Here is a 26,236-nt window from a genome sequence, read left to right on the forward strand (position 1 = left end):
TCTAATCATTGTTGCTACTGCGCTGCAACGGCTGCTTGCAAGCATGAAGCTGTAGACGTGTTACCACGTTCAAGTGAAATATCCAGTGCGGTCTGGCCAGCTGAGTTCAGCGCGTTTGGATCAGCTCCATGCTGAAGTAACATCTCGATAAGTTCGATCTGATCCGTATGGAATGCTGCCGAGTGCAACGCATATTGTCCATCGCTGTCCAGAATACTCGTGGATGCCCCATGTTCGAGTAAAAGTTGGATAACTTCTGGCGAACGTTCTCCCGCAAGCGCGGCATGTAGTGCAGTATTGGACGGAATAAAGGAAATCTTGGAATGAGAAAGGGCGTTAGCATCCGCTCCATGCTCCAGAAGAAGACGAACTGCTCCTGCTTGTCCATAATGAGATGCATATCCCAGCGGAGTTAACCCATCCTGATTTTCAGTATTGGTGAGTTCCGGGTGAGAAGCGAGCAATAATTGCAGGTTGGCCACATCTCCAGCCTGTGCAGCCTGAAATAGTTGATTAATCTGTTCTGCATGATTCATAAAGGAATACCTCCATCTGATGAGATAATGTAATTATAGATGTTCCTCTTCAGAGGTTCTTCTTCATAATCACCTTTTTGCCCGCAGCTGGGAAGGAGAGCTATGGAAGCGTCTAGTGAATAATGAACTGAACGAACCGAGGCTTTCGAAGCCCACATCATAACAGATATTGGTGACAGACCTGTCCGATTCTAGCAAAAGCCGCTTCGCAGCCAATAGTCTGCATTCAGTCAGATAACGATGGGGTGAAGTACCAAACAACTTTTTATAATTGCGTAGAAAATGATTCACGGATAGTTGTGCAGCCGATGCTGTCTGTTCTAGCGTTAACGGCTGATCATAGTAGGCGGAGATATACTCATGCCCGATATACACTCTTCGATACAACTCTTCTCGGGTTGAACGTCTGATCATATCCAGTTCGTTGATCTCTTGCTGAACGTTACGGTGTAGATCCAGCATGTGAACAGCAAGCTGATGAAGCTGCTCCGCTATTGCCCAGGAATCCAGCATGTCTTGACTGTAGAAATTATGCAACTGATTCAGGGCTGCGCCAAGCCGATTATTCATCGCGTATGTACGTTCTACCCACTCCATCTTGCTTGAGGGTAAATAACGATACGGCTCATCAAGTAGCCGAAGATCACTGGTAATCAGATTCCGACCGATCTCTTCCACATAACCGGGAGGGAAGAAGATACAGAAGGATTCAACTGGCGTAGATGAATCAATGTGAAGACCATATTCCTGGCCCTCATTCAGAAGCAGATAGTTCTCATTAGTGACTGCGAAGTGACCGCGTCCCGCTTCATAGAGCGTTTTTCCGTTACGGAATGTTTTCAGTGATAGCGAGCCGCTGCCTTTCCAATCGAATTGGGAACTCGATTCATGCAGAATGAAGGGTACAGGTCGAGGAAGAGGAATCTCCAACACTTGCAAGCACCTCCAAGATTAATTCTGGTTGTATAACTTCTTCACAGCTTCCAGCCCAGGCACGGCAAAGCAGGCGAGTGGAGAAGGCAGATCATTCAATGGGAACCAGCCGATCTCACCAATGGCTCCGCCTTCTTCCAGATTACGAGCATGGCCGCCAATCACCTTGGTGGAATAGAGCACGGATATCCAATGTTCCTTCTGTTGTGGCTGGATCGTCTCCGCTGTGCAAAGCAGACTGTCAATGGCAATATCCAGATTCACTTCTTCCTTGATTTCACGGATAACGGCGGTTTCCAGTGTTTCGTAGGGATCGACTTTCCCGCCGGGAATACTCCAGGTGTGCTGCTCGGGCTGACGATTCCGCCAGGCAAGAAGCACTTCGCCCCGTTCATTGAGGATGACCGCACCTACGCCGATGCGAGGTGAAATTTCAGATTCACCTTTTGGATCTGAACTTAATTCCGACAGGGACAGCGCAGCTTGTTCGTTCCCATTACGCTGTGAGAAACCACCCGCTACCCTTTCCCCAGATTCAGGAGTACGAGTAGATTGGAATGACAATGGAAGCCCAGACTGCGCCGACCATTCCTCGGCAAGGATACTCATCGAGATCAGGTCGTAATGCATGCCATCCCGCAAAACTGCTGAACGCTGGCGCCCCTCTTCCCGGAATCCAGCTTTTAGGTACGCACGTCTAGCCGCTTCATTGTATTCGATGACTTCCAGCGCAATCCGGTTCAGGTTCAATTCGTGGAAGCCATACCGAAGAATCAGAGCCAGAGCGTCGCTTCCGTATCCTTTACCCCGATCATTTTCTTCACCGATGCCAATGGCGAGACGAGCAGACCGATTGTTCCATTCAATCCGGTAGAGGGCTGTGAATCCAATAAATCGGTTACCCTCCAGTGTACGTAATGCAAATTCAAATCCGTTGTCTCGGCGGACAGAGGAGGACCCTATCTCATCCGGCGTTAACGGGATCGCGATATCGGTATCCATGTTGCGTAAATATTCATAATCGTCTGTGAAGCGGGAGAGACGCATGCAATCTTCCGGGCATGGGGCCGCTAATCTGACTTTGGAGCCTTGAAAACCATTTAAATGACGTGGAGTCATGTTGCACCTCTTTTGTTCGATATGAAATCAATCGTTTCTCCCCATTATACTACGAACAGGAGAGGATACCGAAAAATGGCACCAAACGAGCTACATTCAGGTGAAAAACAACAAAAAAAAGCAGCCGTTTCGGGCTGCTTGTACATTCATTATTTCAGATCATTCAATAAATTCTTCATTTTTTTGTAATGTCCACTGACCCGATCGACCATGTAGTTATACATGAGCTGATTCTCCGAAAGATTCGCCATTTCCTTGTCAATGTCAACGTTATTGTTGTTATTGTTCATGGCTGTTTCGTTGTTCTCGACAATTCGGTACTGTACGATGGAAGAATTGGGATCACTGATAGGAAAGTGTTTGTCATGAGTCCGCTTCATGGCGAGCTGATCTGTTTTGCCATTTTCAACGATACGTCTAAGCTCTTCCTGAAACTCTACCGTTTTCTTTTTGTAGTTGGGCGTGTCTGCATTGGCAATGTTATTGGTGATGGCATTGTGTTGTGCAGTCAGTGCTTGTAACAGTGATTCGTTACGTCTTGTCGTATTCGTTTCGATCACGGGCTCAGTCTCCTTCACTGTAGATTGATACAGTTACTTCTATAATAAGAAATAAAGTTGCACACTGTCAACATAACAAAGAAAAAGACAAGCACATGCCGGAGGTTCCCTGATAAGAAGAACCCTGCCTTCATGAAATCTTGTCTTAGACCTTGCCCTTATGGGATCAGCGTTGAACAACCTCTTTAAGAGGGACGATTAATATTTTTGCCGTAATAGATCTCGTCCATCTCCAGCTTCAGCCACTCCGTAATCTCCTGTTGTTCCTTCTTGCTGAGCTTATCTTTGGTGTACCCAAACAGATAATTGTCGAGATCAAATTCCCTCAGTTTACACTTGGTGTGAAAAATATTCTCCTGATAGACGTTCACGTCAATCATATCGAAGCTGCTCTTGATCTCGTCCGGAATATAATTCTGTATCGAGCCGATCTCATGGTCAATGAACAGCTTGCGTCCGCTCGTATCCCGCGTAAAACCACGCACCCGGTAATCCATCGTCATAATGTCCGTATCAAAGGAGTGGATCAGATAATTCAGCGCCTTAAGCGGTGAGATCTCACCGCAGGTGGAGACATCAATGTCCGCACGGAAAGTACTAATACCTTCACTAGGATGGAACTCAGGATAGGTGTGCACAGTGATATGGCTTTTATCCAGCTGCATAACGACGTTATCTGGCAACGGGCCGGGAGATTCATCGAGTGATTCCTCGGGGATCTCCACGATTGGACCTTCGGAGACCAGCATCGTCACACTCGCACCTTGAGGCACGTAATCCTGCTGCGCAACATTCAGCACGTGGGCTCCGATGATATCGGAGACGTTGTTCAGAATTTTACTCAACCGGGCGGCGTTATACTGTTCATCAATATATTCAATGTAAGCTTCGCGTTCGTCTTTGGTTTTGGTATAACAAATATCGTACATATTAAAGCTCAATGACTTGGTCAGGTTGTTAAATCCATGCAGTTGAATGCGCTGCTCTGGCGTAATTGTCATGGTTGCAGTTCCCCTTATCCCATACGACATATCATCGCAGTTATAATACTACTTATACCCAACCTGCCTCGAAAAAAAACATATGTACGTCATTCGAAATACGATTCTCCTCTGATCACGGCTATGCATGAAAGGACTTCAGATAATCTACATTTTTTCAGAATGAAGAATCGTCAAAGTCTATAACATCGTTCATGCGCTCATCCTCAGCTACAGATTGAATATCCTCTGAAGTGACACTGATGATTGTATAGTCCTCGTTCTGCTGTTTCTTCACGGCTTTTTCCTTCACAAAACGGGGACTGCCTTCTCCAGCATCTTCGTCATAGACGAGCAGAAGACCGTCGCTTTTACGCAGCAACAGGTCATCCCGTGCAGTGAACTGCCACGGCCCGATATAAGGTTGATTGCTAATCGCACCGTAATAGTCCACACCCGAGAGGATGGAACGGTAATACTCCTGTTTGTCTTCTTTCCATTGTTCCTCCGGGTTCTGAAAGGCAGTAATAATTGACAGCTTTAGATGCGGATACGTCTTCTTCAGATCAATTACCACTTCGCAGGCCCACAGATCCACACCGTATTGTCCCGGCGTCAGCACCCATTCCAGACCATCCTCGACAAGAGGCGTTAAGCGGGAAGAGATGGCCTTTTTGATAAAAGGAATACCTTCATGCTTCTGTCCAAAAATCTGTAATTCATGTGCCCGGTAACCGGTAATCAACAGATTTTTCAGTGTCCGTTCCTCCTTTCAGGCGTGATCAATGGATCAGTGAATTTTCTATATATGCACACATTAGAGGTGCAGTTATTTCGCAGGTGGAGTTTCTGCACGGAACGGATACAGGAATGGCTTTGGAATATCCGTTTCGAATGACATTAACTCATCCGTTGTGGGATGGATAAACGAGAGTATACGTGCATGAAGTCCGAGACGGCCAAGGTCTCTTGTGCGTGCGCCGTATTTTCTGTCACCGGCAATCGGATGTCCGAGATCTTCCATATGCACACGAATCTGATTTTTACGCCCTGTCTCCAGACGCACTTCCAGCAAGGAGAATTCACGGTTCGACTTCAGACGCTTGTAATGTGTAATGGCATGTTGTCCATCATTTGGACGAGAGCTGGAGTACATTTTCAGCGTTTTGGTTTCCTTCAGCCAGGAAGAGATGGTGCCTTCTTCTTTGGCTACTGAACCTTCAACAAGCGCAACGTATACGCGGTCCTGCACATTTTCCTTCCAGTTGTTTTGCAGCTTCTGTTGTACTTCTTCACTTTTGGCAAACATCATTACACCCGATGTATCCCGATCGAGACGATGGACAACAAAGATCCGGTTGAGCGGATTGGTGCGGCGCACATGCTCTGTCAGTTGGCGATAAGCCGTCAGGTCATCCGTCTTGTCAGCGGCAATGGACAACAGTCCGGCTTCCTTGCGGATCACAATGATATCATCGTCTTCATGCAAAATGTTAATGCCTGTCAAGGACGGAGCGGCGACTGCACCTTCTTTTCGGATGTAGACAATCTGACCTGGCGTCAGCGCTTCATTAAACTTGGTTACGACCTTCTGATCCACGGACACCTGTCCACGACCCAGAATGGACTTCACTGCGTTCCGTCCTGATTTCAAATGCTGCAACAGGAAGTTCAACAGTTCATCCGGTTCGGTCACTTTATACTGGCGTGGTGGTTCCTGCTTGCGATAATAGGAATTGCCTGGTCGTTTGGATGCGCTGGCATTTTTGGGTTTGTTGCCTCCAGCTTTCTTGGGTGCACCCGATGATTTCGCGGCTAATGGCTTCTTATTCTCCTCCGTATTGCGTGATGCGGAAGCACCTGATGATTTTGCAGATGAGAAGTTAGACTTGCCGGACCGTACTGAAGATGAACCTGCATAAGATTTCCCCTTGGCCGAGGCCGATGTCTTGCTTGTTGGACGTTTGCGTTTATTCATGAATAGTAATCTCCTTCTGAACAGCCTGTACCGCTTGTGTGCATACGATCCGTTCATTTTCGTTATGCAGTTCAATATACCATTAACAGTCGACAAATAAAAATAGGTTCATGCAATCTGCATACATCCAATCATAAGAGTAGTGAGATTCATAGGATAGGGTATCCCATAGCATTGGAGGTGTTACTCATGGGTGTGTTTCTCGATATGAGAACTTCGATGAACTCGGCAACCGTAGGACAGCCCGGTTTGTCACTGTCAGAATCTCCGACCGCTTTTGGCACCATTGGTCTACAGACGCAGGGCGTGGTGAATCCCATTATTACGTTGAACGGGACAGTAGGTGTTACGGGAGAACTGGGAGATACCTTTGTTGTGGAGCTTGTGCGGGGTTTTTTATATGATCCTTTCTATATCATCTACCGTGCTGAAGGTACGATTGGACAGAACGGAGGTGCCGAATTTCATTCGTTCACAGCTCAGGATCTAGCTGCACCACCAGCATTGGAAAGTGTGTATACTTCGTTCATCTCGGGGGTGTCCACAGCAGTAAGAACCGGGCCGGAGATGTTATACGGTATTGCAGCCACCGGTTAGTAGTGAAAGGCGAAATATTACAAGCAGAGTGCTTCGTCATCACTTCCGTTGACGGCAGAGTTCGCTTCATACCCCAGAAACGCAAGACAATGTAGCGATAGGTCTCGACTAGCGCCAGCAAGAAACCCCCGGCTTAAGAAGTCGGGGGTTTTTGCCGTACAAGCATCTGCATGTTTCAATACAACTCACGAATCTAAAGTTTGGACCTGTCCATGATCAGTTGGCACGGCCTTTCAGAATGATGTTGTTGGCTTTGCCAAAATCGATGGCAACTTTACATGCGAGTGCAGCTGTTCGCTCCGCAAGGATAACCGCATTGACGCCACAGGAGAAGAGAGCGACATCAAATATAGTTTGATTATTCTGAATCCAATGCAGCGTTTCATCCATTTGATCATAGCTGTCAAAGGGCAGGGCAGTCACAATGTTCAGATTATACGGCTCACGTTCGAGCATGACACGCAGTGCCTCAATCTCACGAGTAACAAGTAATACACGCTTGCCTGCAAGCATCTGCCAGAAACGCGGGTTCTGCGCCAGTTCCCGATTAACACAGGCGTGACAAGTCATCGGAGGAGAGATGCCAAAGTGTGCAAACACCATATCGGTCAGAGGTCTTTTGAGATAATCCGGCGCGTTAATGGTACTGTCACCACGAGGAAGAACGCCGACGATATCCGCCCGTTTCAAGGAAGCAGCGACTTCATCCCGGAGCTGCGGGTTGGGAAGACGCAATCCCTTTTGTCCTAAATTGGCTTTCTTGGCCCAACGCTCCTGAAGGACCTGTTCCGTGGTCCACACGGTTTCTTGAGACATGACGATATTCTCGCCATCACCGACTCGCACAAGCGAGAGCGGACGCTGTTCACGAAGCGCCGCTTCAAGCTGCTCAAGCACACCTTCCAGTTCAAGATAGATCGAATCCATTCAGCGATTGCCCCCTTTGAAAATAGAACTGCTCTATTCTATGTTGCGACTGGAACAACGATATGTACGTTCGACCCGCAGGGCTCCATCTTCAGGCGTATATGAATCTATTTATATGGAAAGTTAGTACATCTGTCGGTACCGCTTCTACTAACGTTTCATACGTTATAGAGTGCGGGATTCCAAAGGAGATGTTGCTTGGAAGTGATCAGATAGATAGAAGATGGTTTTCGTAGGAAGACGGCATCGAAACTATGAAAACAGTCTGCATCCGATAAACGGAACTTGCAGTGTCTATGAGGAGGAATGTTATGTCCAGGAAAGTTGTAATTGAGATTAACTTCAACAATTATGGGATGGACCCGCAGCGATTAACGCGGGAGTGGCTGGAGCGTCGGATGGGCATCTTCCGCACGTTCACATTGCATTGCCTGAAGGCACAGACGAATCAGAATTTTCTGACCGTGGTGAAGCTGTCCAAGGAATCGGGGGACTTGATGAAGGAGATTCTGGCAGGTCAAGAGCCGCTCCCTCCCAATATCCGTTTTGGAACAAATATTGAAAGTGTGCGTGCCATTTTGGCTTTTGCTGAAGGCGCAGAGGATATCTATATTGCCCGTCTGGATTCGGATGATCTGTACCATAGAACCTTTGTCCAACAACTCTACGATATTCAGCCACAGCCGCAGACGGTAGCACTGATTAATCAGAACGGTTATCTCTGGGATAGCGTGAACAACGAGATGGCACCAGCGTTTCATCGTTCTCCGCAATTCTATGTCTACCTGTATAAAACAGCGGAGTACGCATCCGGATACCGGGTCAAGCTTCCGGGCAGAGGTACACATGGCAATGTCATTGACTTGCCGCATGAACTTCTTGCTCCGCGCAATTATGTCAATATCGTACATTCAAACAATACTTCAGTGAAAAAAGTACCGCCCAAGGACCGATTAAGCCGGGATGAGATGGCACAGGTATTACGCGAATTCATGATCTGATCAGGGAGGGATTCATCCATGATTAAAGGACAAACGATTCTGATCACCGGAGGAACAGGCTCCTGGGGTCAAAAGCTGACCGAGGTGCTGCTGGAGCAGGACCCGGCTGAGATTCGCCTTCTGTCACGCAATGAATACGCCCAGATTGCGATGCAGCGTGAGTTCAACCATGACCCGCGTCTGCGATTCATCATTGGAGATATCCGGGATTATCGGGCAGTGGAAGATGTATGCAGGGGCGTGGATGTGCTTTTCCATTTGGCTGCGCTGAAGCATGTTCCGGTCTGCGAGGACCAGCCGGATGAGGCGTTCAAGACCAATGTGATCGGCACACAGAACATTATTCGGGCTGCGATCCGTATGCAGATTCCCAAAGTTATTGATGTGTCCACGGATAAGGCGGTAGATCCGATTAACGTATATGGCATGACAAAGGCTTTGGGTGAAAAAATGATGATCCGTGCCAATTGGCTGAGTGAAGGGACCCGGTTTGTCTGCATCCGCGGCGGTAATGTGCTTGGAACCAGCGGAAGTGTTGTGCCCTTGTTCCGTCGTCAGATCGATGAAGGCAAGAGCCTGACCATTACAGACAAAGGCATGACCCGCTTTTTCCTGACACGAACCGAAGCTATACATTTACTGCTTAAGGCCGCTGAGGCAGCCGTGGGCGGAGAGACGTTTGTGATGAAAATGAAAGCTTGCAAGATGACGGAACTTGCATCCGTCATGTTGGAACAGGCAGGTCGCCCATCCTTCGATTATAAGGTGACGGGAATTCGTCCGGGGGAGAAATTGCATGAAGTGCTGATCTCGCCCTTTGAAGCACCGCGCACTCGTCAATACGATGCGCAGTATTATGTGATCCTGCCGGAGCACCAGGACAAGGGACTGACGGAACATTACAGCAGCCTGCCTCGTGTGAACTTCTCCGAGTATCGTTCGGACAGTGCCATGATGAACAAATCAGCGATTGCCCGGTTTTTGCGTGCAGGCGGTTATATCGATTAGGGTGTGTCTCAAAACGGCTTTTTCGGAGTTTTCAGACACGCCCAGCGAAGGGAGGCGGAGCATTTGGAGTTGGAAGGAATGGAAGAGAATCATCACCATGAGCAGCACGAAGGAAATGAAGAATTACAGCCACCGACCCCAATACAACCTATTCATGACCGCTCCTTGAAAGCTGTTGTCATCGGTCTCGGTTATGTAGGTTTGCCCATGGCCATCGAGATGGCCCAGGCAGGATATCAGGTTCACGGGATCGATATCGATACCTCCAAGGTAGCCAAGCTGAGTGCGGGACAATCGTATGTCATCGGTATAGATGATACAGTCCTGCAGTCTCTCATGAAGGCAGGTTTGTTCACGGCCAGTACGGATTATGCAGCGGTGGCAGAGGCGAATGTCATTGTAATCTGTGTGCCCACTCCGCTGACTGCCGAGCACCAACCGGACATCTCGTATATTGCGGCGGCGGTGGATGGCATGACTCCGTATTTGCAGGAGGGCAGTCTTGTTATATTGGAAAGCACGACTTATCCGGGCACGACGGAAGAGCGCGTGAAACATCCGATAGAAGCGGCAAACGGCTGGCGGGCGGGAGAACAGTTCTACGTTTGCTATTCTCCCGAGCGGGTAGATCCGGGCAGTGTGCATTATGGTGTGAAAAATACACCAAAGATCATTGGCGGCTCTACTCCTGCCTGTCTGGATTATGGTAAACAGTTCTACGGCTCGATCCTCAACGAAGTTGTTCCGGTCAGTTCGACGACGGTAGCAGAGACGGCAAAGCTGTTCGAAAATACGTTTCGCAGTGTCAACATTGCACTTGTAAATGAGCTGACTCCGGCCTGTGAACAGATGGGGGTAAACATCTGGGAGGTATTGGGTGCGGCGGCGACCAAGCCGTTTGGTTACATGCCATTCTATCCCGGTCCCGGCATCGGCGGACACTGTATCCCAATCGATCCGATCTATCTGTCCTGGGCTGCGAACCGTCAGGGATCGGAACTGCGGTTCATCCAGCTGGCGGATATAACCAATCGGCAAATGCCAGAGAGAGTGGTGAAGCGTGCCTCGGAGTTGCTGGAGCAGAATGGTGTAACTGTGCGAGGAGCACGTGTTGTACTGGCGGGTATGGCTTACAAAAAAGATATTGATGACCTGCGTGAATCGCCAGCATTGGATGTCTTCCGGCTGCTGAGCGCAGCGGGTGCAGATGTGGTTTTCACCGATCCAATGGTGCCTGTTTTCCGCAAGGATGATGGGACAGTGCTGCACGCTAGTCCGGCGGTGCCGGAATTGTGGGCATGGGCTGACTTGGTGATCATCACAACGGATCATTCGGGATTCAATTATCAGGAGATGGCAGATCATGCGAAGCTGATCTTCGATACACGTAACGCAACGGCCGACTGCCACGGGGGAAATATTGTGGTGCTGGGCCAGCCTATACGGCCTAAGGTGAAGGGAGTTCGCGAGCAACAGGAGAGTGTAGCACGGGTAGGACAAAAAGAAACGGCAGTCGAGGATACTGCAGCTCACCATGAAGTTGCCATCGGCCTCGACAAGGATCAGGGAGATGCCCATGGCAAATCATGATCGAGTGAGTGAGCGCTATTATGGCGAGATTAATTCGGAAGATTCTCATGAAGCGACGAGAACGCGTATCCACTGGATGTGCCGTGAGGCCACAGGCAAACGCATTCTGGATGTCGGGTGCAGTCAGGGGATTACCTCAATTCTGCTGGCACGTGAAGGATTTCGTGTCACTGGCATTGATCTGGAGGAAGAGAGCATTAGGTATGCACAAGAAGAGCTTGCCAAAGAGTCTAGGCCAGTTCGGAACAATGTAGATTTTAGAATGCTGGATATTACGCAATGGAAAGTCAGAACGACTTTTGACACGGTACTGCTTGGAGAAGTGCTGGAACATTTTGCTCATCCAGAGACTTTACTGATCCAGATTCATCGGCTGTTGCAAGAAGAGGGGACGCTGGTTGTAACCGTGCCATATGGATATCATCCGTTCTATGATCACAAGCAGACCTTCTATGCAGGAAATCTGGCGATGTGTCTAATGCCATATTTCGAAGTCTTGAAACTGGAAGTTCATCATAAATATCTATGTTGCGTGGCCCGCAGACGGCGGAGAACACAGCTGCATATGTCGCCAACGTTAGATCAACTGATGGAGTGGATGGAGCTGGATCATGCATATTTTGCCGAGGTGGAGCAACAGCATCTACGCGCAATGAAACAGCGCAAGAAGGCTCTGGACAGTGCGGTGGAGCAGGTGAAACGACTTCGTCGTCAGGAGAGTGGAGAAGGGTAGCAGTGAAGGTAGGGACAGAGACAGCGGCAAGGCGAGGGTTAGGGCCACAAGAGCATCTTTTATTCCTCCCTGTTGTTTAGTGTGACGGCAGAGCTAGAGCTATTCTATATTCTAACGAATCTCACACGCCTTATTTTGATGATTTAGAAGAGATGAGAAATGTGACGAATCTCAGCGGTGCTATTTCATCTGAAAGCTTTGATAAACGACGAATAGTTCCCTGAAATGCAAGAATAGAGGGTCTCAGATTCGTTACATTTTCCAAGTAGCTGAAATACACCAAATAGCGTCACCTCAGTTCGTTAGCCAAGGCGAAGATGAAATGAATTCTTTATTGGACATTGAGATTTGGAAGAATGAGCGTGTGAAAGCAACCGCTTGTAGTGGTAGTGCGGATAATCTTGGATTACAAGTTCCTCGCAAGTTTGAAGAGGATATTGGGGTGGCTTAGTACCCGTACCTAGCCAATGAAGAACAGACCCGTTATGACATTTTGCAATACGCGTACGACAGGAAGGGGCTCAAAACGTGATCACCATCAGTCTGTGCATGATTGTGAAGAACGAGGAACGCACGCTGGCGCACTGTCTGGATTCGGTTGCCGGCATCGCGGACGAGATCGTCATTGTGGATACCGGTTCATCAGATCGTACGATGGACATCGCTGCGCAGTATACCGACCATGTCTACACGTATGAATGGAAGGAAGACTTTGCCGCAGCGCGGAATGAGTCATTCGCCAAGGCCACGCAGGAGTACATCCTGTGGCTTGATGCGGATGATGTGCTGCTGCCCGCGGAACGGGCGAAGCTGGAGGTGTTGAAGCAGCAGCTTCCGTCCGGGGGGAAGACGGAAGCTGTGATCTTGAACTACACGCTGGCCGAGGGAGCGGAGGGGAGTCCACTTGTGACGGACCGACGCCTTCGCCTGGTCAAGCGGGATGCCGGGTGCCGCTGGCATGGCCGGCTGCACGAGCAGCTCAGCTTCCCGCAGGGCGAGGTCATTACGGCAGACATTGCCGTCACGCATCGCCGCGAAGCGGGACATCATTCGGCGCGAAACGTGCGCATTTTGCGCAAATGGATCGCCGAAGAGGGCGTAGCCCAAGGTCGCCTGCTGTTCTATTATGCAGGCGAATGTTATGACCGCCAGCGTTATGCGGCGGCGGCACGCGGGTACGCGAAGCTGCTGGAACAGCCAAGCGGTTACCGCGAGGACTGCCTAATTGCCTGCGCGCGGCTGGCGGAATGTTATGAACGACTGGGTGAGCCGGGCCGTAAGCTCGGCGCACTGCTGCAGTCGTTCCAGTATGATCTGCCGCATGCCGACTTCTGCTGCGCCATTGCGGCTTGTTTCCATGAGCGGCAGGAACCCGTCTCGGCGATCTACTGGTATATGCAGGCGGTGGACGTGAGCAGCCGCGATCCGGGTCTGCGCCCGGTGCCTATGGCTTGCCGCACCTGGCTGCCACATGCTCGTTTATCCCTTTGTTATGCCCATCTGGGCAACTGGGAGCAGGCATTGATGCATAACACCAGAGCCCGTGAGTACTTGCCAAACGATCCCGGATTGCTTGCCAATCGGCAGAAGCTCGAAGTTGTGGTACGCAAAGAGATGAAGGAGCGGGAAGAACGTGGTGAAGTGTCACCGCGTAAGTAGGGAGACGAACTGGGACAGATAATGAACAAGAGCAGCCCCGCTTAACCGAAAGAGTCGGTGAGTGGGGCTTGTTACGTTTCTCATGCCGCGTGTATTTCTTGCCATGGTGTAATGAAGTAGCATTTGGTGAAATTTTCACAAGGCTTACACAGCGTAGAACTTTTGATGTACGTTGCAGTGAGTATTACGCGTCACAAGATGAGACCTTGAGTGCTCGGGGCCGTCATTTTAGCTGCTAAGTTGCTTTACTTTTCAGGTGCCCAGCATCGCACATACTGGTCTTTCATCCGTAAGCTTTTGCACGCCCAGCCCCATCCATCATATATTTCGTCATCGATATTGAGGGTAATGGTCTCATCCGTGTATTCATTCCAGTTTTCAATCCGGAGTGTGTTTTCATTTTCCCATTCAAGATGGTTATTTCCGTGGTGCTCGGCACGATAGATCGTTTGTACTGTGGCATCCTCAGGTACATTTGTCTTCTTCACATCGACCCAGATTGTAACGCCGCCTGCCGCACCACCATAGGGCACACCATAAATCTCGGCAGTATACTCACCATTCCTTGAAGGAATGGAATAACTCAATTCCCCCAGTTCGGAACGGTCAAATGTGGAGAAGTATGGGCGGAGCCAGAAATACAGGAATAAGGCAACGAACAGCACAAGAATCAATAATGTAAATATGGTGAAAAACGGGTGTGTACGTATCCAAGGTTTGCGAGAATCTGTATGGGATGAACTTGAATTAGCTTGAGTATTTTGATCCATAAGCATTGGACCTCCATTTGCAGCTTACAGTGAAATTTGCTTTGCAGGGATATAAATGTCCATTTCTCCGTAGTGGTCCTGAGCCAGACTGCCATCAATTCGTTCAAAGTAGTATGAGTCACTCTTCTCGTACCCTGAATGGCTCTGCCAATATTCATCAATAAATGTCCAGACACTGTCCAGATGATCAATGTTGATCAGACTTGGATGGAAATCACAGACGAATTTGAATACGGCATACTGGTTGGCCGGGACCTCAATTCCGTCCAGTTCTTCAGGAATATGATCCAGACTGGTTACTTCTACAGACGGCTGATATGTACTGTAATCCTCGTTAATTTCATTGGTAAATCCGATATATACGTTGGGTTGCAGCACGTTAGGAATCGAATGAAAGTGTTTTTCAAAAAAATCGTTGCCTGCTGAATTGGCTTCATAATGCTCTTCGTTATCTGCATACCGAATATGGGAACGCTGTCCGATGAGTTTCATAGCCGGTTTTCTTACATACGTTGGTGTGAAAATATATCCGTACGGAAGCATCGTGATCATGGACGAAGTCAGACGGGCTGTGAATTCAAGGTCTCCAGCTCCCTGTTTGCGATATTGCAAGGGGGTGATCCCAAAGGTTTGTTTGAAAGCACGTATGTAGGATTGTTCATGTTCAAAAGCGTAATGTCCACTGATATCGATAATCTTCCAATTCAAATTCACCAATTGCTCCAGGCTGCGCGCCAATTTGCGTGAACGAATGTATTCTCCAGGCAATTGCCCACTCACATGTTTGAACATACGATGCAGGTGGAACTTGGATATATGAGTCACGGATGCCAGATGATCCAGTGTTAATTTGTCTTGAATATGGTCTTCTATGTAGTCGAATAGCTTATCAAGTGTGTCTAGCAAATCATGTTGCATATCAATCTCCCTACTTCGAATAGTACTTACAGCAATAAATGTTCATTTTTTCCTTATCACCGATGATATCATAACCAAGTACATAATTTAATGACAAGATTGGAGAAACCATCCATGTTAGCTGACAAAAGAACGTATACAACGTTAGGCATGATAACTCGATTATGGACATTAACGGGCAAGTACCGTGTGTTCATCATTCTGTTACTATTCGCCGCATGTATGGTCTCCCTGATTGAGGTCGGTTATTTGGAATCGATCCGAAGACTGGTCAAAGGTGCTACCGAAGCACAGTTTTCGTTACTCTACTCAGGTTTGATCATAGGCGTTAGCATTGTAGTATTGCGATTGATTGTAACCGCATTCATGACGAGGGTCGAGACGTTATTCCAGCAAAAGACATTATTGTCTATGCAGTCTCTACTGTTCTCATCTCTAGGCAACACAGAGACACGCGATCTGGCACATTATCATACGGGTGACTTAACCTCTAGGGTCTGGACTTCAGCCAAGGAAGCACAGAAGGGGATCAACCAACATGGCATTGAACTCGTAAAAAATATCATTCAGCTGATTCTTGCCTTTGCTTACTTCAGCTGGGTGAACTTGCCGTTGTCATTGGCTATCATTGCATTCACGTTAATCTATCCTCTTGTAACAGTAGGATTGGGTAAACGTCTGCAGCGACAGCATGATCAGTTAAATGCCAGCGCAGCGTCAAGAGATGAGATGCTAACTGAAATCATCCAAGCCCCGGTTGAGATCCGAAGTTACGGACTCGCGGGTTATGTACACCATCATTTTAAAGAGCGAATGGATCAGGTGTTCAAATATACGATGTCCGTATCTGTGTTACAACGACTTTCGGAAGCAGCCGGACGGGTCTCGACGTATGGTGGCATGATTCTGATTCTCTATCTAGGCGGCATGCAGGTCCTGAATGGACATATGGATGTAGGAGGACTGGCTGCTTTTCTGGTAGCAAGCAGTCAATTAACTCGTCCGATTGAATCGTTATCTGGGCTGTGGAATGATTTTATTGGTTCGGCTTCTCATGCGTCCAGAATCTTTGAGGTGTTGGATTTGGAGAAAAAGAACACGGTTGCTAATACCAGTACAAAATCATATGTACGATCCGATACGCATTTGGGGCAGCTTGAAAAACAATCTAAACTGGCTGGCATCAACGCACAGCATGTGTCTTATAAGTATGCAGAGCAAGAAGAAGTGTTAACGGATATTACTTTTGAAGCCAAGAAAGGAAAGCTTACTGTAATCACTGGGCCAAGCGGATGTGGGAAGACGACGTTATTGAAATTAATAGCCGGTTTAGATAGACCTGTTACTGGTTCGATCCAGGTCATGAATCAGAAGAATTCACTGAATGGTGTGAACGAAGTTCAGACAACACATGTCAATCAGGTTTATGTTCCGCAACAAGCTTTTATTTTCACAGGCACAGTGGAAGAGAATATTGTTTTTGGACAAGAGGGGATATCTGCCGATCAGGTAGAGGTTGCGGCCCACATGACGCATGCACATGACGCGATTATGCGTCAATCACTTGGCTATGGGACAGAGCTTCAGCCGCAAGGCGGGACGATGTCAGGTGGTGAGCTTCAGCGTATCAGTCTAGCCAGAGCGCTGCTGAGGAATCCGGATATTCTATTGTTGGATGAACCGACGTCATCTCAAGACCCGTGGCATGAGCAACGATTGAATGATCTCTTTGCGAGAATTACTGCTGACAAAGGCACAACGGTTATTGCAGTTACTCATCGATTATCGCTGATAGAACGGGCGGACCAGGTCATCTATATTCAGAAGGGACGCGTCGAAGATACAGGGACTCATCGTGAATTGCTGGATCGTGCAAACGGATATCGAAGTTATATTGCGGAACAGGATACGGAAGTGGAGGAACAGCATGAGTAACAAGATCGAAGATGCAGCATATGCCGATGACGTTGAAATGAAAAGCAGTCATGAGAAAAGTGGAGCATATGAGATAAATGAAAATAATGAAATAGAAAATATCGAAAATGAAGCTCATCATCAGATAAACGAAAGTGATGTTCCAGATGACCCAAAACAAGCTGTATCACTGGCAACGGTATGGCCCGTTATTTATCGCTGGATGAAGCCTTATGGATTAGCTGTAGCGATCTTGCTCATTTTTATCGCAGCAGATGCAGTCTTTGATTGGGGACTTGCCTTTGTACAGGGATTCTTCGTGGATGCTATTCATGATGGGGGACAGGAGCAGTTAAACGCTACAGCGTTGATCTTTATCGCCATTCTGGCAGGGTTTATCGTATTGCTCGCGATGCATCGGTATGTGCTGGTATGGCTCAAGGAATCGATGCAACGGGATATGTCCATGGATCTGTTGAAACTGTTAAACCGGATGCCTTATTCTTGGGTGCGCAGACAGAAGTCCGGGGATGTGATGCTTCGCATCAAGGAAGACACCAAGCATGGTGCAGAAGTTGTGGAGGCTATTGCAGAGGGTGTTACGGTTGTATTCATCATTGCTCTATCGCTGGGATACTTGTACAGAGCAGATGCATGGGTTGCGGTTATCGCCTTGGTAAGTGCAGGGGCAATCTGGTTCACGGCGAGGTTGTATGATCAGCGGATTGTACATCTGTCCGATGAGGTCGAATCCAGGGAAGGCGAGTCCCAAGAACAGATCCAGCAGTATGTTGAAGGGATACCGGTGATTCAGATGTATGATGCTTCACCGTGGTTTCTCACTCGTTTTCGAACACAGCAACAATCATTGAATCGTGTTCAGGCCAAGTTGCAGATGACCCTGAGTATGTCGGATAACGTGGCGATGGCGGTGTTTGGTCTGGCTCAATTGGCAGCGTTGTTTCTTATTGCTCTGTCAGCGGCTAGGGGAACTCTGTCTCCGGGCATGGTTGTTGCAAGTAGTCTGTTGTTTGAATTGGTGGTGTGGCCGGTACTCGGCTTGTCAAGCCAGTGGAGTCAGATGCAAGCCAGCGTGGGTGCATTTGGACGTATCTCTGCATGGTTTAAGTTAGGGGATCACAAGAAGACAGACTCATCCAATACTAAGGACGTGAAGCTTGCACAGGGAATGTATGACCAAGATCAGGGGAGTACACCAAAAGGGGCACATGAAAAGAACGAAGTGGCTATGCTACGTCTACAACAGGTTACGGTAACCGACGAAGACAGTGGTCGAAAAATTCTGGATCAGATTTCGCTTAGTCTGGTTCCTGGTGAATTGGTTGCGGTAGTTGGCCCCAGCGGGGCAGGCAAATCTACATTATGCCAAGTGTGTGCAGGGCTGATCGAGCCAACAAACGGAAGCGCATTGCTGGGTGATCAACATGTTGCAGAGTATATAGAGATGGATAATGAAATGGATAAGCAATCCAGACTGACGTATATGCCGCAGACCCCAACTTTTTTTACAGGAACGATCGAAGACAATATCCGTCTGAGTTCAGACGTTACATTGGACAGAGTGAAGCTTGCGGCAGTGCAGGCAGGTTTGCATGAATACATTGAGGCACAGGAAGGACAATACGCAGCCATGTTGCAAGAGAAAGGCTCCAATATATCTGGAGGACAACAGCAGCGACTGTCGCTGGCCAGGCTTTTTATGAGGTCATCCGATCTGTACATTCTGGACGAACCGACGTCATCACTGGATATTCAGACAGAACAGAAGGTGATGAATCACTTGCTGAACTTTATGAAAGGCAGTATCGGGTTGCTTGTCACACATCGCATGGAGGTCGCTCGTCAGTGTTCTCGTATCCTTGTAATGGAGAAAGGCCGAATTGCCGAAGATGGAACGCATGAACAGTTGATGCAGAGGAAAGGATTGTATTATCGGATGAATGCAAGAGGCGGTGATACAACATGAATGAATCTGGGGTTAAGAAAGTAATGGATACGCTGGAGTTCTTGAGTCAGGATCGGGAGGCGCGTCGTTTGTATGAAGAACGGCAGAAGTATTTGCATGATGAAGCTTCCATGATTGAGTAGGCTACGGAAAAGGGGATAGCTCAAGGAATAGAAAAGGGATTAGTAGAAGGGGAAAAAAGGAAGGCGATTGAAATTGCAAAAAACATGCTCTCATTCGGGATTGAAGTTTCAGTTATTGCCAAAACAAGTGGTCTAACTGTGTCTGAAGTTGAGGCGCTAAAAGATTAGCAAGTGTACTTTAATTCAAACAATCGTCTTGTCCCTAAAAAGGCATGCGATTGTTTTTAATTTGTCCTAGAGTCCTAGAATGTTCAATTACATCTAATTTACTTGCGATCTTTCCTATCATTCAGGTTATACACCACTGTCACACATTTGCAAAAGATCGTTTTACAGTAAAACGCGGTTGCTCATTCGGGGCTGGGCCGTTAAACTAAAGGGAGCGGCGTTTGCTTGACGGACAAGTCATGAGAACGCCATTTTGTTGTCAAGGATGCGGTACATGAGCCGCTTTCGGATGTCAGAATCGGATCGGACCAAGCTGGTGGAAGAACACCGGTGATAAGTAAGGAGTCTTTACATGAGTGTGCAAACACCAACTATTGAAGAAGCGCAGGGTCTCCTGCAAAAATATTATGGCTACCCCGACTTTCGTGAGGGACAGAAAAAGATCGTAGCCAGCCTGCTCGAACGTGAAGATACGCTCGGCATTATGCCAACCGGGGGCGGTAAGTCGATCTGTTATCAGATCCCCGCCCTGTTATATTCGGGTCTGACGCTTGTTGTCTCCCCGTTGATCTCATTGATGAAGGACCAGGTCGATGCGTTGACGACCGCCGGAATTGCTGCCGCGTATATTAATAGTACACTTAGCGGCAAAGAAGTGAATGATCGCATCCGCGCGGCGCAGCGCGGTGAGCTGAAGTTGCTCTATGTCGCGCCTGAGCGACTGGAGCTGGATTGGTTCCGCGAGGAGATGGGCTATTTGCCGATCTCGTGCGTTGCTGTGGATGAGGCCCACTGTGTGTCACAGTGGGGACATGATTTTCGGACAAGCTACCTGGCGGTAGCGTCGTTTGTGGACAGTTTGCCGGAGCGGCCGGTGGTTGCGGCCTTCACGGCAACAGCGACGCCCGAGGTCATGGGTGATATTCTGCGGCTGCTGCGTTTGCAGGACCCGCAGACGTATGTGACCGGACTTGGGCGGGATAATCTGGCGTTTAGCGTGCTGCGCGGCGAGAGCAAGAAGGACTTTGTCCTGAATTATGCGCGCGAGCATGCCAGCGAGCCTGGGATTGTGTATGCCGCGACCCGTAAGGACGTGGATGATCTGCATCAGCGTTTGTTGCAGGCGGGATTGCCCGCTGGACGCTACCATGCTGGCATGACGGACGATGAACGGTCCCAGAGCCAGGAAGCTTTTTTGTACGATGATATCCGAGTGATGGTGGCAACGAATGCGTTCGGGATGGGGATTGATAAATCGAACGTGCGTTACGTGATTCATAACAGTATGCCGAAGAATATGGAGGCATACGTACAGGAAGCGGGGCGTGCGGGACGGGACGGAGAGCCCAGTCAGTGTATTCTGCTATTCGGGGCACAGGACATTATCACCCAGAAGTTCCTGATTGAGCAGAATCCGATGGAGGGCGACCGCAAACAGAACGATTACCGCAAGCTGCAACAGATGGTGGATTACTGTTACACGACGCGTTGTCTGCGCAGTGCGCAGCTGGATTATTTCGGTGAGGTGCATGACGACACGCCTTGCGGTATTTGCAGTTCCTGTACGGACGACCGTGAGCTGGTAGACATGACGATTGATGCACAGAAAATATTCAGCTGCATTCACCGCATGCGTGAACGGTATGGTGTATCGCTGGTCGCTTCGGTGCTCAAAGGCTCCCGTGCCAAAAAGGTGCTCGATTACGGCTTCAATTCCCTGCCAACCTATGGTGTGATGGGAAATCGGACAGAGCGCGAGATATCAGAGATCATCAACGTGATGGTATCGGAAGGATATCTGATGCTGTCCGAGGGGCAGTATCCAGTTGTACGTCTGCAACCACTTGCGGTGGAAGTGCTGAAGGGTCAACGTGAGGTGATGCAGCGTGTTGTCCGCAAGACAGTTGCGGCGGCTTCGGGTACAAACTATGGTGGACGTCGTGGACGCGATGCGATGCCATCTGCGGTTAACGAGACGGTATTTGAACAACTTCGTCTGATCCGTCGTGATCTGGCGGCGAAAGAGCATGTGCCGTCGTACATTATCTTCAATGACGCGACCCTTCGCGAGATGAGTGTGGTATGTCCACAGACGGAACGTGACATGCTGGATATCAAAGGGGTCGGTGAGGTCAAGTATCGCAAGTACGGACTGCCGTTCCTGGAGTTTTTCCAGAAGCAATCGGGCGAAGAAGTGGATACGGATGATGATGCATTTTACGAGTTTGAGTAGTATGCGAAGGTATAAGTAAGTATGAGTGAGTGTGAGATGAATGTGAGCGAGCTTGGCTAGTTGGGATGTAGTAAGAATTTTTTTTACATTCGCCATTTCAAGTCTTTGAAGTTCATGACACGTAAAGCTTAATTGATCAAAAAGTTGATAGATATGCTTCATGCAAGTCGATGGTTTGTCCATGATACGGGGGAAGCGTTCGGTAGAGGTTCGAGGCTAAAGCTTAAAGGCTCAATGCAGTAAAATGTGGATATCTATTGTGGATGGAATGTGAACGAGGTCTTTACAGGGTGAAGTTGATTTTTGTGTCTCTGTATTGTGGACAAATTAAGGTGAATTGTCTTTCAAAGGGTGGACATTGGCGTTAGGGATGTCTGAAAGTAGCATATACAATATGTAGTTTTATTTAGTTGGTTGCGCACTGTATGTTGTGTTTTTGGTTTGGCGGGGTGTATATGTCTTTTTGAAAAGAGTGTCCACTCTTTGAAAGACAAAAGTAGAAAATGTCCATGAGACATGGAATGGCTAGTTCAAAAGAGGTTTGCATGAACAGCATCCGGGGCAGGATGGCTGTGCAGCTTTACTTTTACCAAAAAAATATGGTCTGGATGTCCAGGCAAAGGTTGTGAACCATGAAGGTTATTCTTTCTACATTAAATGCAAAGTACATCCATACCTCCTTGGCCTTGCGTTGTCTGAAGGCGTACAGTGAGAAGGATTTTGATATTGACCTGGCGGAGTATACGATCAAAGATCCAGTCATGAACATTGTGTCTGATCTATACCAGCGCGGCGCGGACGTGATTGGTTTCTCGTGTTACATCTGGAACATTGAAGAGACGATTAAGGTCATTGATAATCTGAAAAAGGTTATGCCTGGCGTGAAAATTTTGCTGGGCGGGCCGGAGGTGTCCTACGACACGGAATATTGGATGAACCGGATTCCCAATGTGGATTTCATCGTGATGGGTGAAGGGGAAGAGACGCTGCATCAGCTGTTGACGGAGCTGGAAGGAAGTAAGAAGTTCCACTTCGTGTATGGACTGGCGTATCGCAAAGGGGAAGAGGTCATTCTCATGCCAGGTCGGCCGAAAGCGGATCTGAACGATCTGCCGTCACCGCACCGATTTGAAGAGGATATTCCCGACCTCGGGAAGCGTGTGGTTTATTTTGAGACCAGCCGGGGCTGTCCGTTTAGTTGTCAGTTCTGTCTGTCCAGTATTGAGGTCGGCGTGCGGTATTACGATATTGAGCGGACGAAGTCGGACATTCTGTACCTGATTGAGAAGGGTGCGAAGCTGATCAAGTTTGTGGATCGGACGTTCAACATCAAGCGGGATTATGCGCTCGAAATGTTCAAATTCCTGATTGAGAATCATCAGGGGACGGTGTTCCAGTTTGAAATTACGGCGGACATTATGCGTCCCGAGGTACTGGATTATCTGGCAGAGAATGCGCCGCCTGGCACATTCCGGTTCGAGATCGGGGTTCAATCCACGAATGATCCGACAAATGAACTGGTGAAACGTCGCCAGAACTTTACGAAGCTAAGCCGCACGGTAAACAAAGTTAAAGCCAGCGGCAAAATCGACCAGCATCTGGATCTCATCGCCGGATTGCCGGAGGAAGATTACAATACGTTCCGCAAAACGTTTAACGATGTGTTTGCCTTGGGGCCGGAAGAGCTTCAGCTCGGATTCCTTAAAATGTTGCGTGGTACGGGTCTGCGTCTGGATGCGGAAAAATACAACTATACGTATATGGATCACGCGCCGTATGAGATTTTGGGTAGTGACGTGCTGCCGTTCAGCGACATTGTGCGCTTGAAGCGGCTGGAAGATGTGCTGGAGAAATACTGGAACGCACACCGGATGGACTACACGCTGAAATATCTGATGGAGCAGGAGTTCAATTCGCCGTTTGATTTCTTCCAGGCGTTTGGGGATTACTGGGAGGGTCAGGGCTGGCAGAAGATTGGTCACCAACTGGAGGATCTGTTTACTCGTCTGCACAGCTTCCTGGAGTCGCGGAATACGCCGCATATGGATGTCGTGCTCGGCCTGATGAAGCTGGATTATTTCCTTGGCCACAAATACAAACCACGCAAAATCTGGTGGGAAGATCCGCTCCAGAAAGATCAGTGGGCGGGTTATATGAAAACGTTGGCTGAACGTCCGGAAGACGTTCGTCTGCCACGTGTTGCCGGTGCCGCTGGCACGGCATGGCTGGAAAGCAGCGGCACGGGTCCGAGTGCCGCTGTGGCAAGTTCGGCTGCTGCCGGGGAGAACTCTGCCGCAGATGCGGCGGGTGTAATCGGCAGCGAAGCCGGGGGTGAAGCGTCGCTCACTTCGGGCGACGCAACAGGGTCCGCCGCGGATGGAGCGGCGGACGGGGAAGACGGCAACGCTTCGCGTGCGTTGCCGATGACCTCGGCCATGACCGCACAGACGGTCATGGGTGCCCGTGCTTTCGCCGACCTTGGTCTCGGCGAAAAGGAACTGCAGAAGCACACCGTACTGGATGTGCTTCCGTTCCGGCTTGAGCGTGTGCTAGCTGGCGCCAGCCCGCTTGCCGCGAAAGGCCGGACGCTGCTGGTCGTAGTGTACCAGCAGCATGAAGGGCAGCAGGCGCAGTATTACACGCTGCCGCTGGGAGAAGAAGCCGCTGCCATGTAGGTGCAGCGGCCTTCCACAAGCTACATGGCCAACTGGCATGATGCAGAAGGGAGAGGTGCCACGGCTTTGGGGTCGTGGCACTTTATTGGCAGGCATCACGGGTGATGCCTGCATTGATGAGCACCGCGTCAATGAACGTGGTGCATCCTCATAAGGTGCTTGCACCCATCGGGCGCAGCACCTCACCCTTACGCGGCTTGCCGTTGCATATGCCGCGCTCCCGCTTTACCTTTTCAACATCATATTTCCGAAACCATCGGAAGGTCATCTGATTCCCAAACGGGATGAAGAATGATCTTCTTTTTTTGTTTGCCAGTTACATAGAATCACATGTCGAATTCAGTCAAAGGAGTGTTTCGTATGAATGATAAGACCAGAACCGAAGAGACAATCACTGTACCTAAAGGTTCAGCTGACTCACTACATGTCCATATTCCCTATAACGCTGTACATATTCAACACATTCGTCAGATATCGGGTAGACGAATTTAGAGATCCATTCAGCGAAGCTAAACCTAGAATTCCACGATAACCTTCTGTATTGACGCCTGTACAATCATCAAGCCTCTAGGAGGCACTCGACCTTCTTCAAGGAATACCACAATCCCACCCAGTAACTTTGCGAATTACTTCTTGTGTAATATACTTAGTATATTAATATTATGATGTCAGGGTGGTTTTGTGGAATTGCATTTATATGAGCAGATATATAGCTATATTGTACAAGAGATTAAAGAAGGTCGCTTAAACGAAGGTGACCGGGTCTCTTCTGAAAAAGAGTTGGCTGAACAATTTGGCGTCAGTCGTATTACATCTAAAAAGGCTCTGGAGAAATTGGCAGATTCTGGGGTGATTAAACGAATACAAGGAAAAGGTTCATATGTAGCCGATGGTATCATTGGAGGACAAGAACCGAAGCATTATTCAGAGGTAAGAACAACTTTGGTTCCTGAGGACGATAAGCGGGTGATCGGGTTTATTATACCGAATTTTTCTGACGAGTTTGGCCTGGAACTTCTTAGATCGATGGAAAAGCGGAGTGCTGAGCATAATTATCAACTCGTTATTAAGCGAACTTGCGGGGATCGGGATGAGGAAAAACGTGCGATTGACTTATTTATTGGTTTAGGCATCAAAGGATTAATCGTGACCCCCATTCATGGTCAACACTATAATTCTGAACTGCTCCGACTTGTATTAGATCGGTTTCCAATTGTTTTGGCCGATAGATATCTAAAAGGAATTCCGGTTTGTTCGGTTTACACAGACAATAAGAAAGCAGCCATGGATCTTACGCGTCATCTGATTAGCAAAGGTCATAAAAAAATTGCCTTTTTATCTCCGCCGGAAGAGAACACTTCAACATTGGAGGAAAGGCTGCTCGGATATACGTTTGCCTTCACCCAGGAAGGAATGAATTTGAACAAAAACTATGTATTGACGAACTTGAAGGGCACCCTTCCCAAGAACATAAATGGAACAGCGATTGAAAGTGATAAAGAAACAGTAAAGCATTTTTTGAAACAACACCCTGATGTAAAGGCGTTTGTCGCATCGGAATTTCTAATAGCTACCATGCTGGCTCAAGTCATCCACTCGATGGGGAAATCTCTGGAGGAATACGAGATCGTTTGTTTCGACTCCCTGAACGATCACCTGGGTCAACCCATCTTCACTCATATTAAACAGGATGAGAAGCAGATGGGTGAATTGGCAGTGGATATGTTAATCTCTCAATTGCATGGAACAGCAGTTCCCGAGCTGAACATTATTAAACATCGTATGGTCGTGAAAAATAACGGGTAGGGTTTATACAAGTGCAGCTAAA

The 26,236-nt window shown here is 48.4% G+C and carries 24 protein-coding genes and 1 pseudogene; 14 read left to right on the forward strand and 11 right to left on the reverse strand.

Going from position 1 to position 26,236, the window contains the following annotated elements; genetic code table 11:
- Nucleotides 1–14 precede the first annotated feature (14 nt).
- The 8 genes and pseudogenes from F0220_RS07605 to F0220_RS07635 form a co-directional block, all read right to left on the reverse strand.
- A complete protein-coding gene (locus F0220_RS07605) occupies nt 15–536 on the reverse strand; it encodes an ankyrin repeat domain-containing protein (protein WP_149846427.1) in 522 nt (173 codons plus the stop codon).
- A gap of 69 nt (nt 537–605) precedes the next feature.
- Nucleotides 606–1,469: a helix-turn-helix transcriptional regulator gene (locus F0220_RS07610; RefSeq protein ID WP_149846428.1), complete on the reverse strand. Its 864-nt coding sequence runs from the start codon at nt 1,467–1,469 to the stop codon at nt 606–608.
- Between the two features lie 18 nt (nt 1,470–1,487).
- Nucleotides 1,488–1,889: an NUDIX domain-containing protein gene (locus tag F0220_RS07615; protein ID WP_411157709.1), complete on the reverse strand. Its 402-nt coding sequence runs from the start codon at nt 1,887–1,889 to the stop codon at nt 1,488–1,490.
- Nucleotides 1,890–2,099: 210 nt separating this feature from the next.
- Nucleotides 2,100–2,588, reverse strand: a pseudogene (locus F0220_RS32415) (GNAT family N-acetyltransferase); the annotation flags it as partial.
- A 149-nt stretch (nt 2,589–2,737) separates the two neighbouring features.
- Nucleotides 2,738–3,148 carry a flagellar basal body rod protein FlgB gene (flgB, locus tag F0220_RS07620; protein WP_036610664.1) on the reverse strand — a complete coding sequence of 137 codons (411 nt, stop codon included), beginning with the start codon at nt 3,146–3,148 and terminating at the stop codon, nt 2,738–2,740.
- A 185-nt stretch (nt 3,149–3,333) separates the two neighbouring features.
- Nucleotides 3,334–4,149 (reverse strand): adenosylmethionine decarboxylase, encoded by an 816-nt coding sequence (gene speD / locus F0220_RS07625; protein ID WP_036610662.1) that lies wholly within the window; start codon nt 4,147–4,149, stop codon nt 3,334–3,336.
- Nucleotides 4,150–4,306: 157 nt separating this feature from the next.
- Nucleotides 4,307–4,885 (reverse strand): SLOG family protein, encoded by a 579-nt coding sequence (locus F0220_RS07630; protein WP_036669296.1) that lies wholly within the window; start codon nt 4,883–4,885, stop codon nt 4,307–4,309.
- 72 nt (nt 4,886–4,957) lie between these two features.
- Nucleotides 4,958–6,106 (reverse strand): RluA family pseudouridine synthase, encoded by a 1,149-nt coding sequence (locus F0220_RS07635; RefSeq protein ID WP_149846429.1) that lies wholly within the window; start codon nt 6,104–6,106, stop codon nt 4,958–4,960.
- A gap of 189 nt (nt 6,107–6,295) precedes the next feature.
- Between F0220_RS07635 and F0220_RS07640 the strand changes: the two genes are divergently transcribed.
- Entirely contained in the window at nt 6,296–6,703 is a 408-nt protein-coding gene (locus F0220_RS07640; RefSeq protein ID WP_091015180.1) for a hypothetical protein, read from the forward strand.
- Nucleotides 6,704–6,919: 216 nt separating this feature from the next.
- Here F0220_RS07640 and F0220_RS07645 read toward each other — a convergent pair whose 3' ends face one another.
- Entirely contained in the window at nt 6,920–7,630 is a 711-nt protein-coding gene (locus tag F0220_RS07645; RefSeq protein ID WP_149846430.1) for a GT-D fold domain-containing glycosyltransferase, read from the reverse strand.
- Nucleotides 7,631–7,941: 311 nt separating this feature from the next.
- Between F0220_RS07645 and F0220_RS07650 the strand changes: the two genes are divergently transcribed.
- From F0220_RS07650 to F0220_RS07670, 6 genes are all read left to right on the forward strand, one after another.
- On the forward strand, nt 7,942–8,631 hold the full coding sequence (locus F0220_RS07650; protein ID WP_149846431.1) for a glycosyltransferase: 690 nt from the start codon (nt 7,942–7,944) through the stop codon (nt 8,629–8,631).
- Nucleotides 8,632–8,649: 18 nt separating this feature from the next.
- Nucleotides 8,650–9,639, forward strand: coding sequence for a polysaccharide biosynthesis protein (locus F0220_RS07655; RefSeq protein ID WP_149846432.1), 990 nt, complete (start codon nt 8,650–8,652; stop codon nt 9,637–9,639).
- Between the two features lie 63 nt (nt 9,640–9,702).
- Nucleotides 9,703–11,229 carry a nucleotide sugar dehydrogenase gene (locus tag F0220_RS07660; RefSeq protein WP_223199882.1) on the forward strand — a complete coding sequence of 509 codons (1,527 nt, stop codon included), beginning with the start codon at nt 9,703–9,705 and terminating at the stop codon, nt 11,227–11,229.
- Nucleotides 11,216–11,962, forward strand: coding sequence for a class I SAM-dependent methyltransferase (locus tag F0220_RS07665; protein WP_149846433.1), 747 nt, complete (start codon nt 11,216–11,218; stop codon nt 11,960–11,962). The genes F0220_RS07660 and F0220_RS07665 overlap by 14 nt, the downstream gene beginning before the upstream one ends.
- A gap of 322 nt (nt 11,963–12,284) precedes the next feature.
- The gene (locus F0220_RS33205) at nt 12,285–12,413 is read left to right on the forward strand and encodes a hypothetical protein (protein WP_262928149.1); all 129 of its coding nucleotides are present in this window, start codon (nt 12,285–12,287) and stop codon (nt 12,411–12,413) included.
- A gap of 77 nt (nt 12,414–12,490) precedes the next feature.
- Nucleotides 12,491–13,621, forward strand: coding sequence for a glycosyltransferase family 2 protein (locus tag F0220_RS07670; RefSeq protein ID WP_149846434.1), 1,131 nt, complete (start codon nt 12,491–12,493; stop codon nt 13,619–13,621).
- Between the two features lie 245 nt (nt 13,622–13,866).
- Here the strand turns inward: F0220_RS07670 and F0220_RS07675 are convergent, their stop codons facing one another.
- Nucleotides 13,867–14,391, reverse strand: a complete 525-nt coding sequence (locus tag F0220_RS07675; RefSeq protein ID WP_091015171.1) for a DUF5412 family protein — start codon at nt 14,389–14,391, stop codon at nt 13,867–13,869.
- 24 nt (nt 14,392–14,415) lie between these two features.
- Entirely contained in the window at nt 14,416–15,309 is an 894-nt protein-coding gene (locus F0220_RS07680) for an AraC family transcriptional regulator (protein WP_149846435.1), read from the reverse strand.
- Nucleotides 15,310–15,423: 114 nt separating this feature from the next.
- Between F0220_RS07680 and F0220_RS07685 the strand changes: the two genes are divergently transcribed.
- From F0220_RS07685 to F0220_RS07710, 7 genes are all read left to right on the forward strand, one after another.
- On the forward strand, nt 15,424–17,244 hold the full coding sequence (locus F0220_RS07685; protein ID WP_188310531.1) for an ABC transporter ATP-binding protein: 1,821 nt from the start codon (nt 15,424–15,426) through the stop codon (nt 17,242–17,244).
- Nucleotides 17,237–19,210: an ABC transporter ATP-binding protein gene (locus tag F0220_RS07690; RefSeq protein ID WP_149846437.1), complete on the forward strand. Its 1,974-nt coding sequence runs from the start codon at nt 17,237–17,239 to the stop codon at nt 19,208–19,210. The genes F0220_RS07685 and F0220_RS07690 overlap by 8 nt, the downstream gene beginning before the upstream one ends.
- Nucleotides 19,207–19,332, forward strand: coding sequence for an Rpn family recombination-promoting nuclease/putative transposase (locus F0220_RS32810; RefSeq protein WP_223199883.1), 126 nt, complete (start codon nt 19,207–19,209; stop codon nt 19,330–19,332). Before F0220_RS07690 ends, F0220_RS32810 begins: the two co-directional genes overlap by 4 nt.
- A gap of 520 nt (nt 19,333–19,852) precedes the next feature.
- On the forward strand, nt 19,853–21,733 hold the full coding sequence (recQ, locus tag F0220_RS07700) for a DNA helicase RecQ (protein WP_149846438.1): 1,881 nt from the start codon (nt 19,853–19,855) through the stop codon (nt 21,731–21,733).
- Between the two features lie 632 nt (nt 21,734–22,365).
- On the forward strand, nt 22,366–24,408 hold the full coding sequence (locus F0220_RS07705; RefSeq protein ID WP_149846439.1) for a B12-binding domain-containing radical SAM protein: 2,043 nt from the start codon (nt 22,366–22,368) through the stop codon (nt 24,406–24,408).
- Nucleotides 24,409–24,768: 360 nt separating this feature from the next.
- Nucleotides 24,769–24,900 (forward strand): hypothetical protein, encoded by a 132-nt coding sequence (locus F0220_RS33210; protein WP_256975070.1) that lies wholly within the window; start codon nt 24,769–24,771, stop codon nt 24,898–24,900.
- A 189-nt stretch (nt 24,901–25,089) separates the two neighbouring features.
- Complete coding sequence (locus F0220_RS07710; protein ID WP_149846440.1) at nt 25,090–26,214, forward strand: GntR family transcriptional regulator; 1,125 nt, start codon at nt 25,090–25,092, stop codon at nt 26,212–26,214.
- Nucleotides 26,215–26,236: the final 22 nt, after the last annotated feature.

This window comes from Paenibacillus sp. 37, assembly GCF_008386395.1.
Classification (GTDB): domain Bacteria; phylum Bacillota; class Bacilli; order Paenibacillales; family Paenibacillaceae; genus Paenibacillus; species Paenibacillus amylolyticus_B.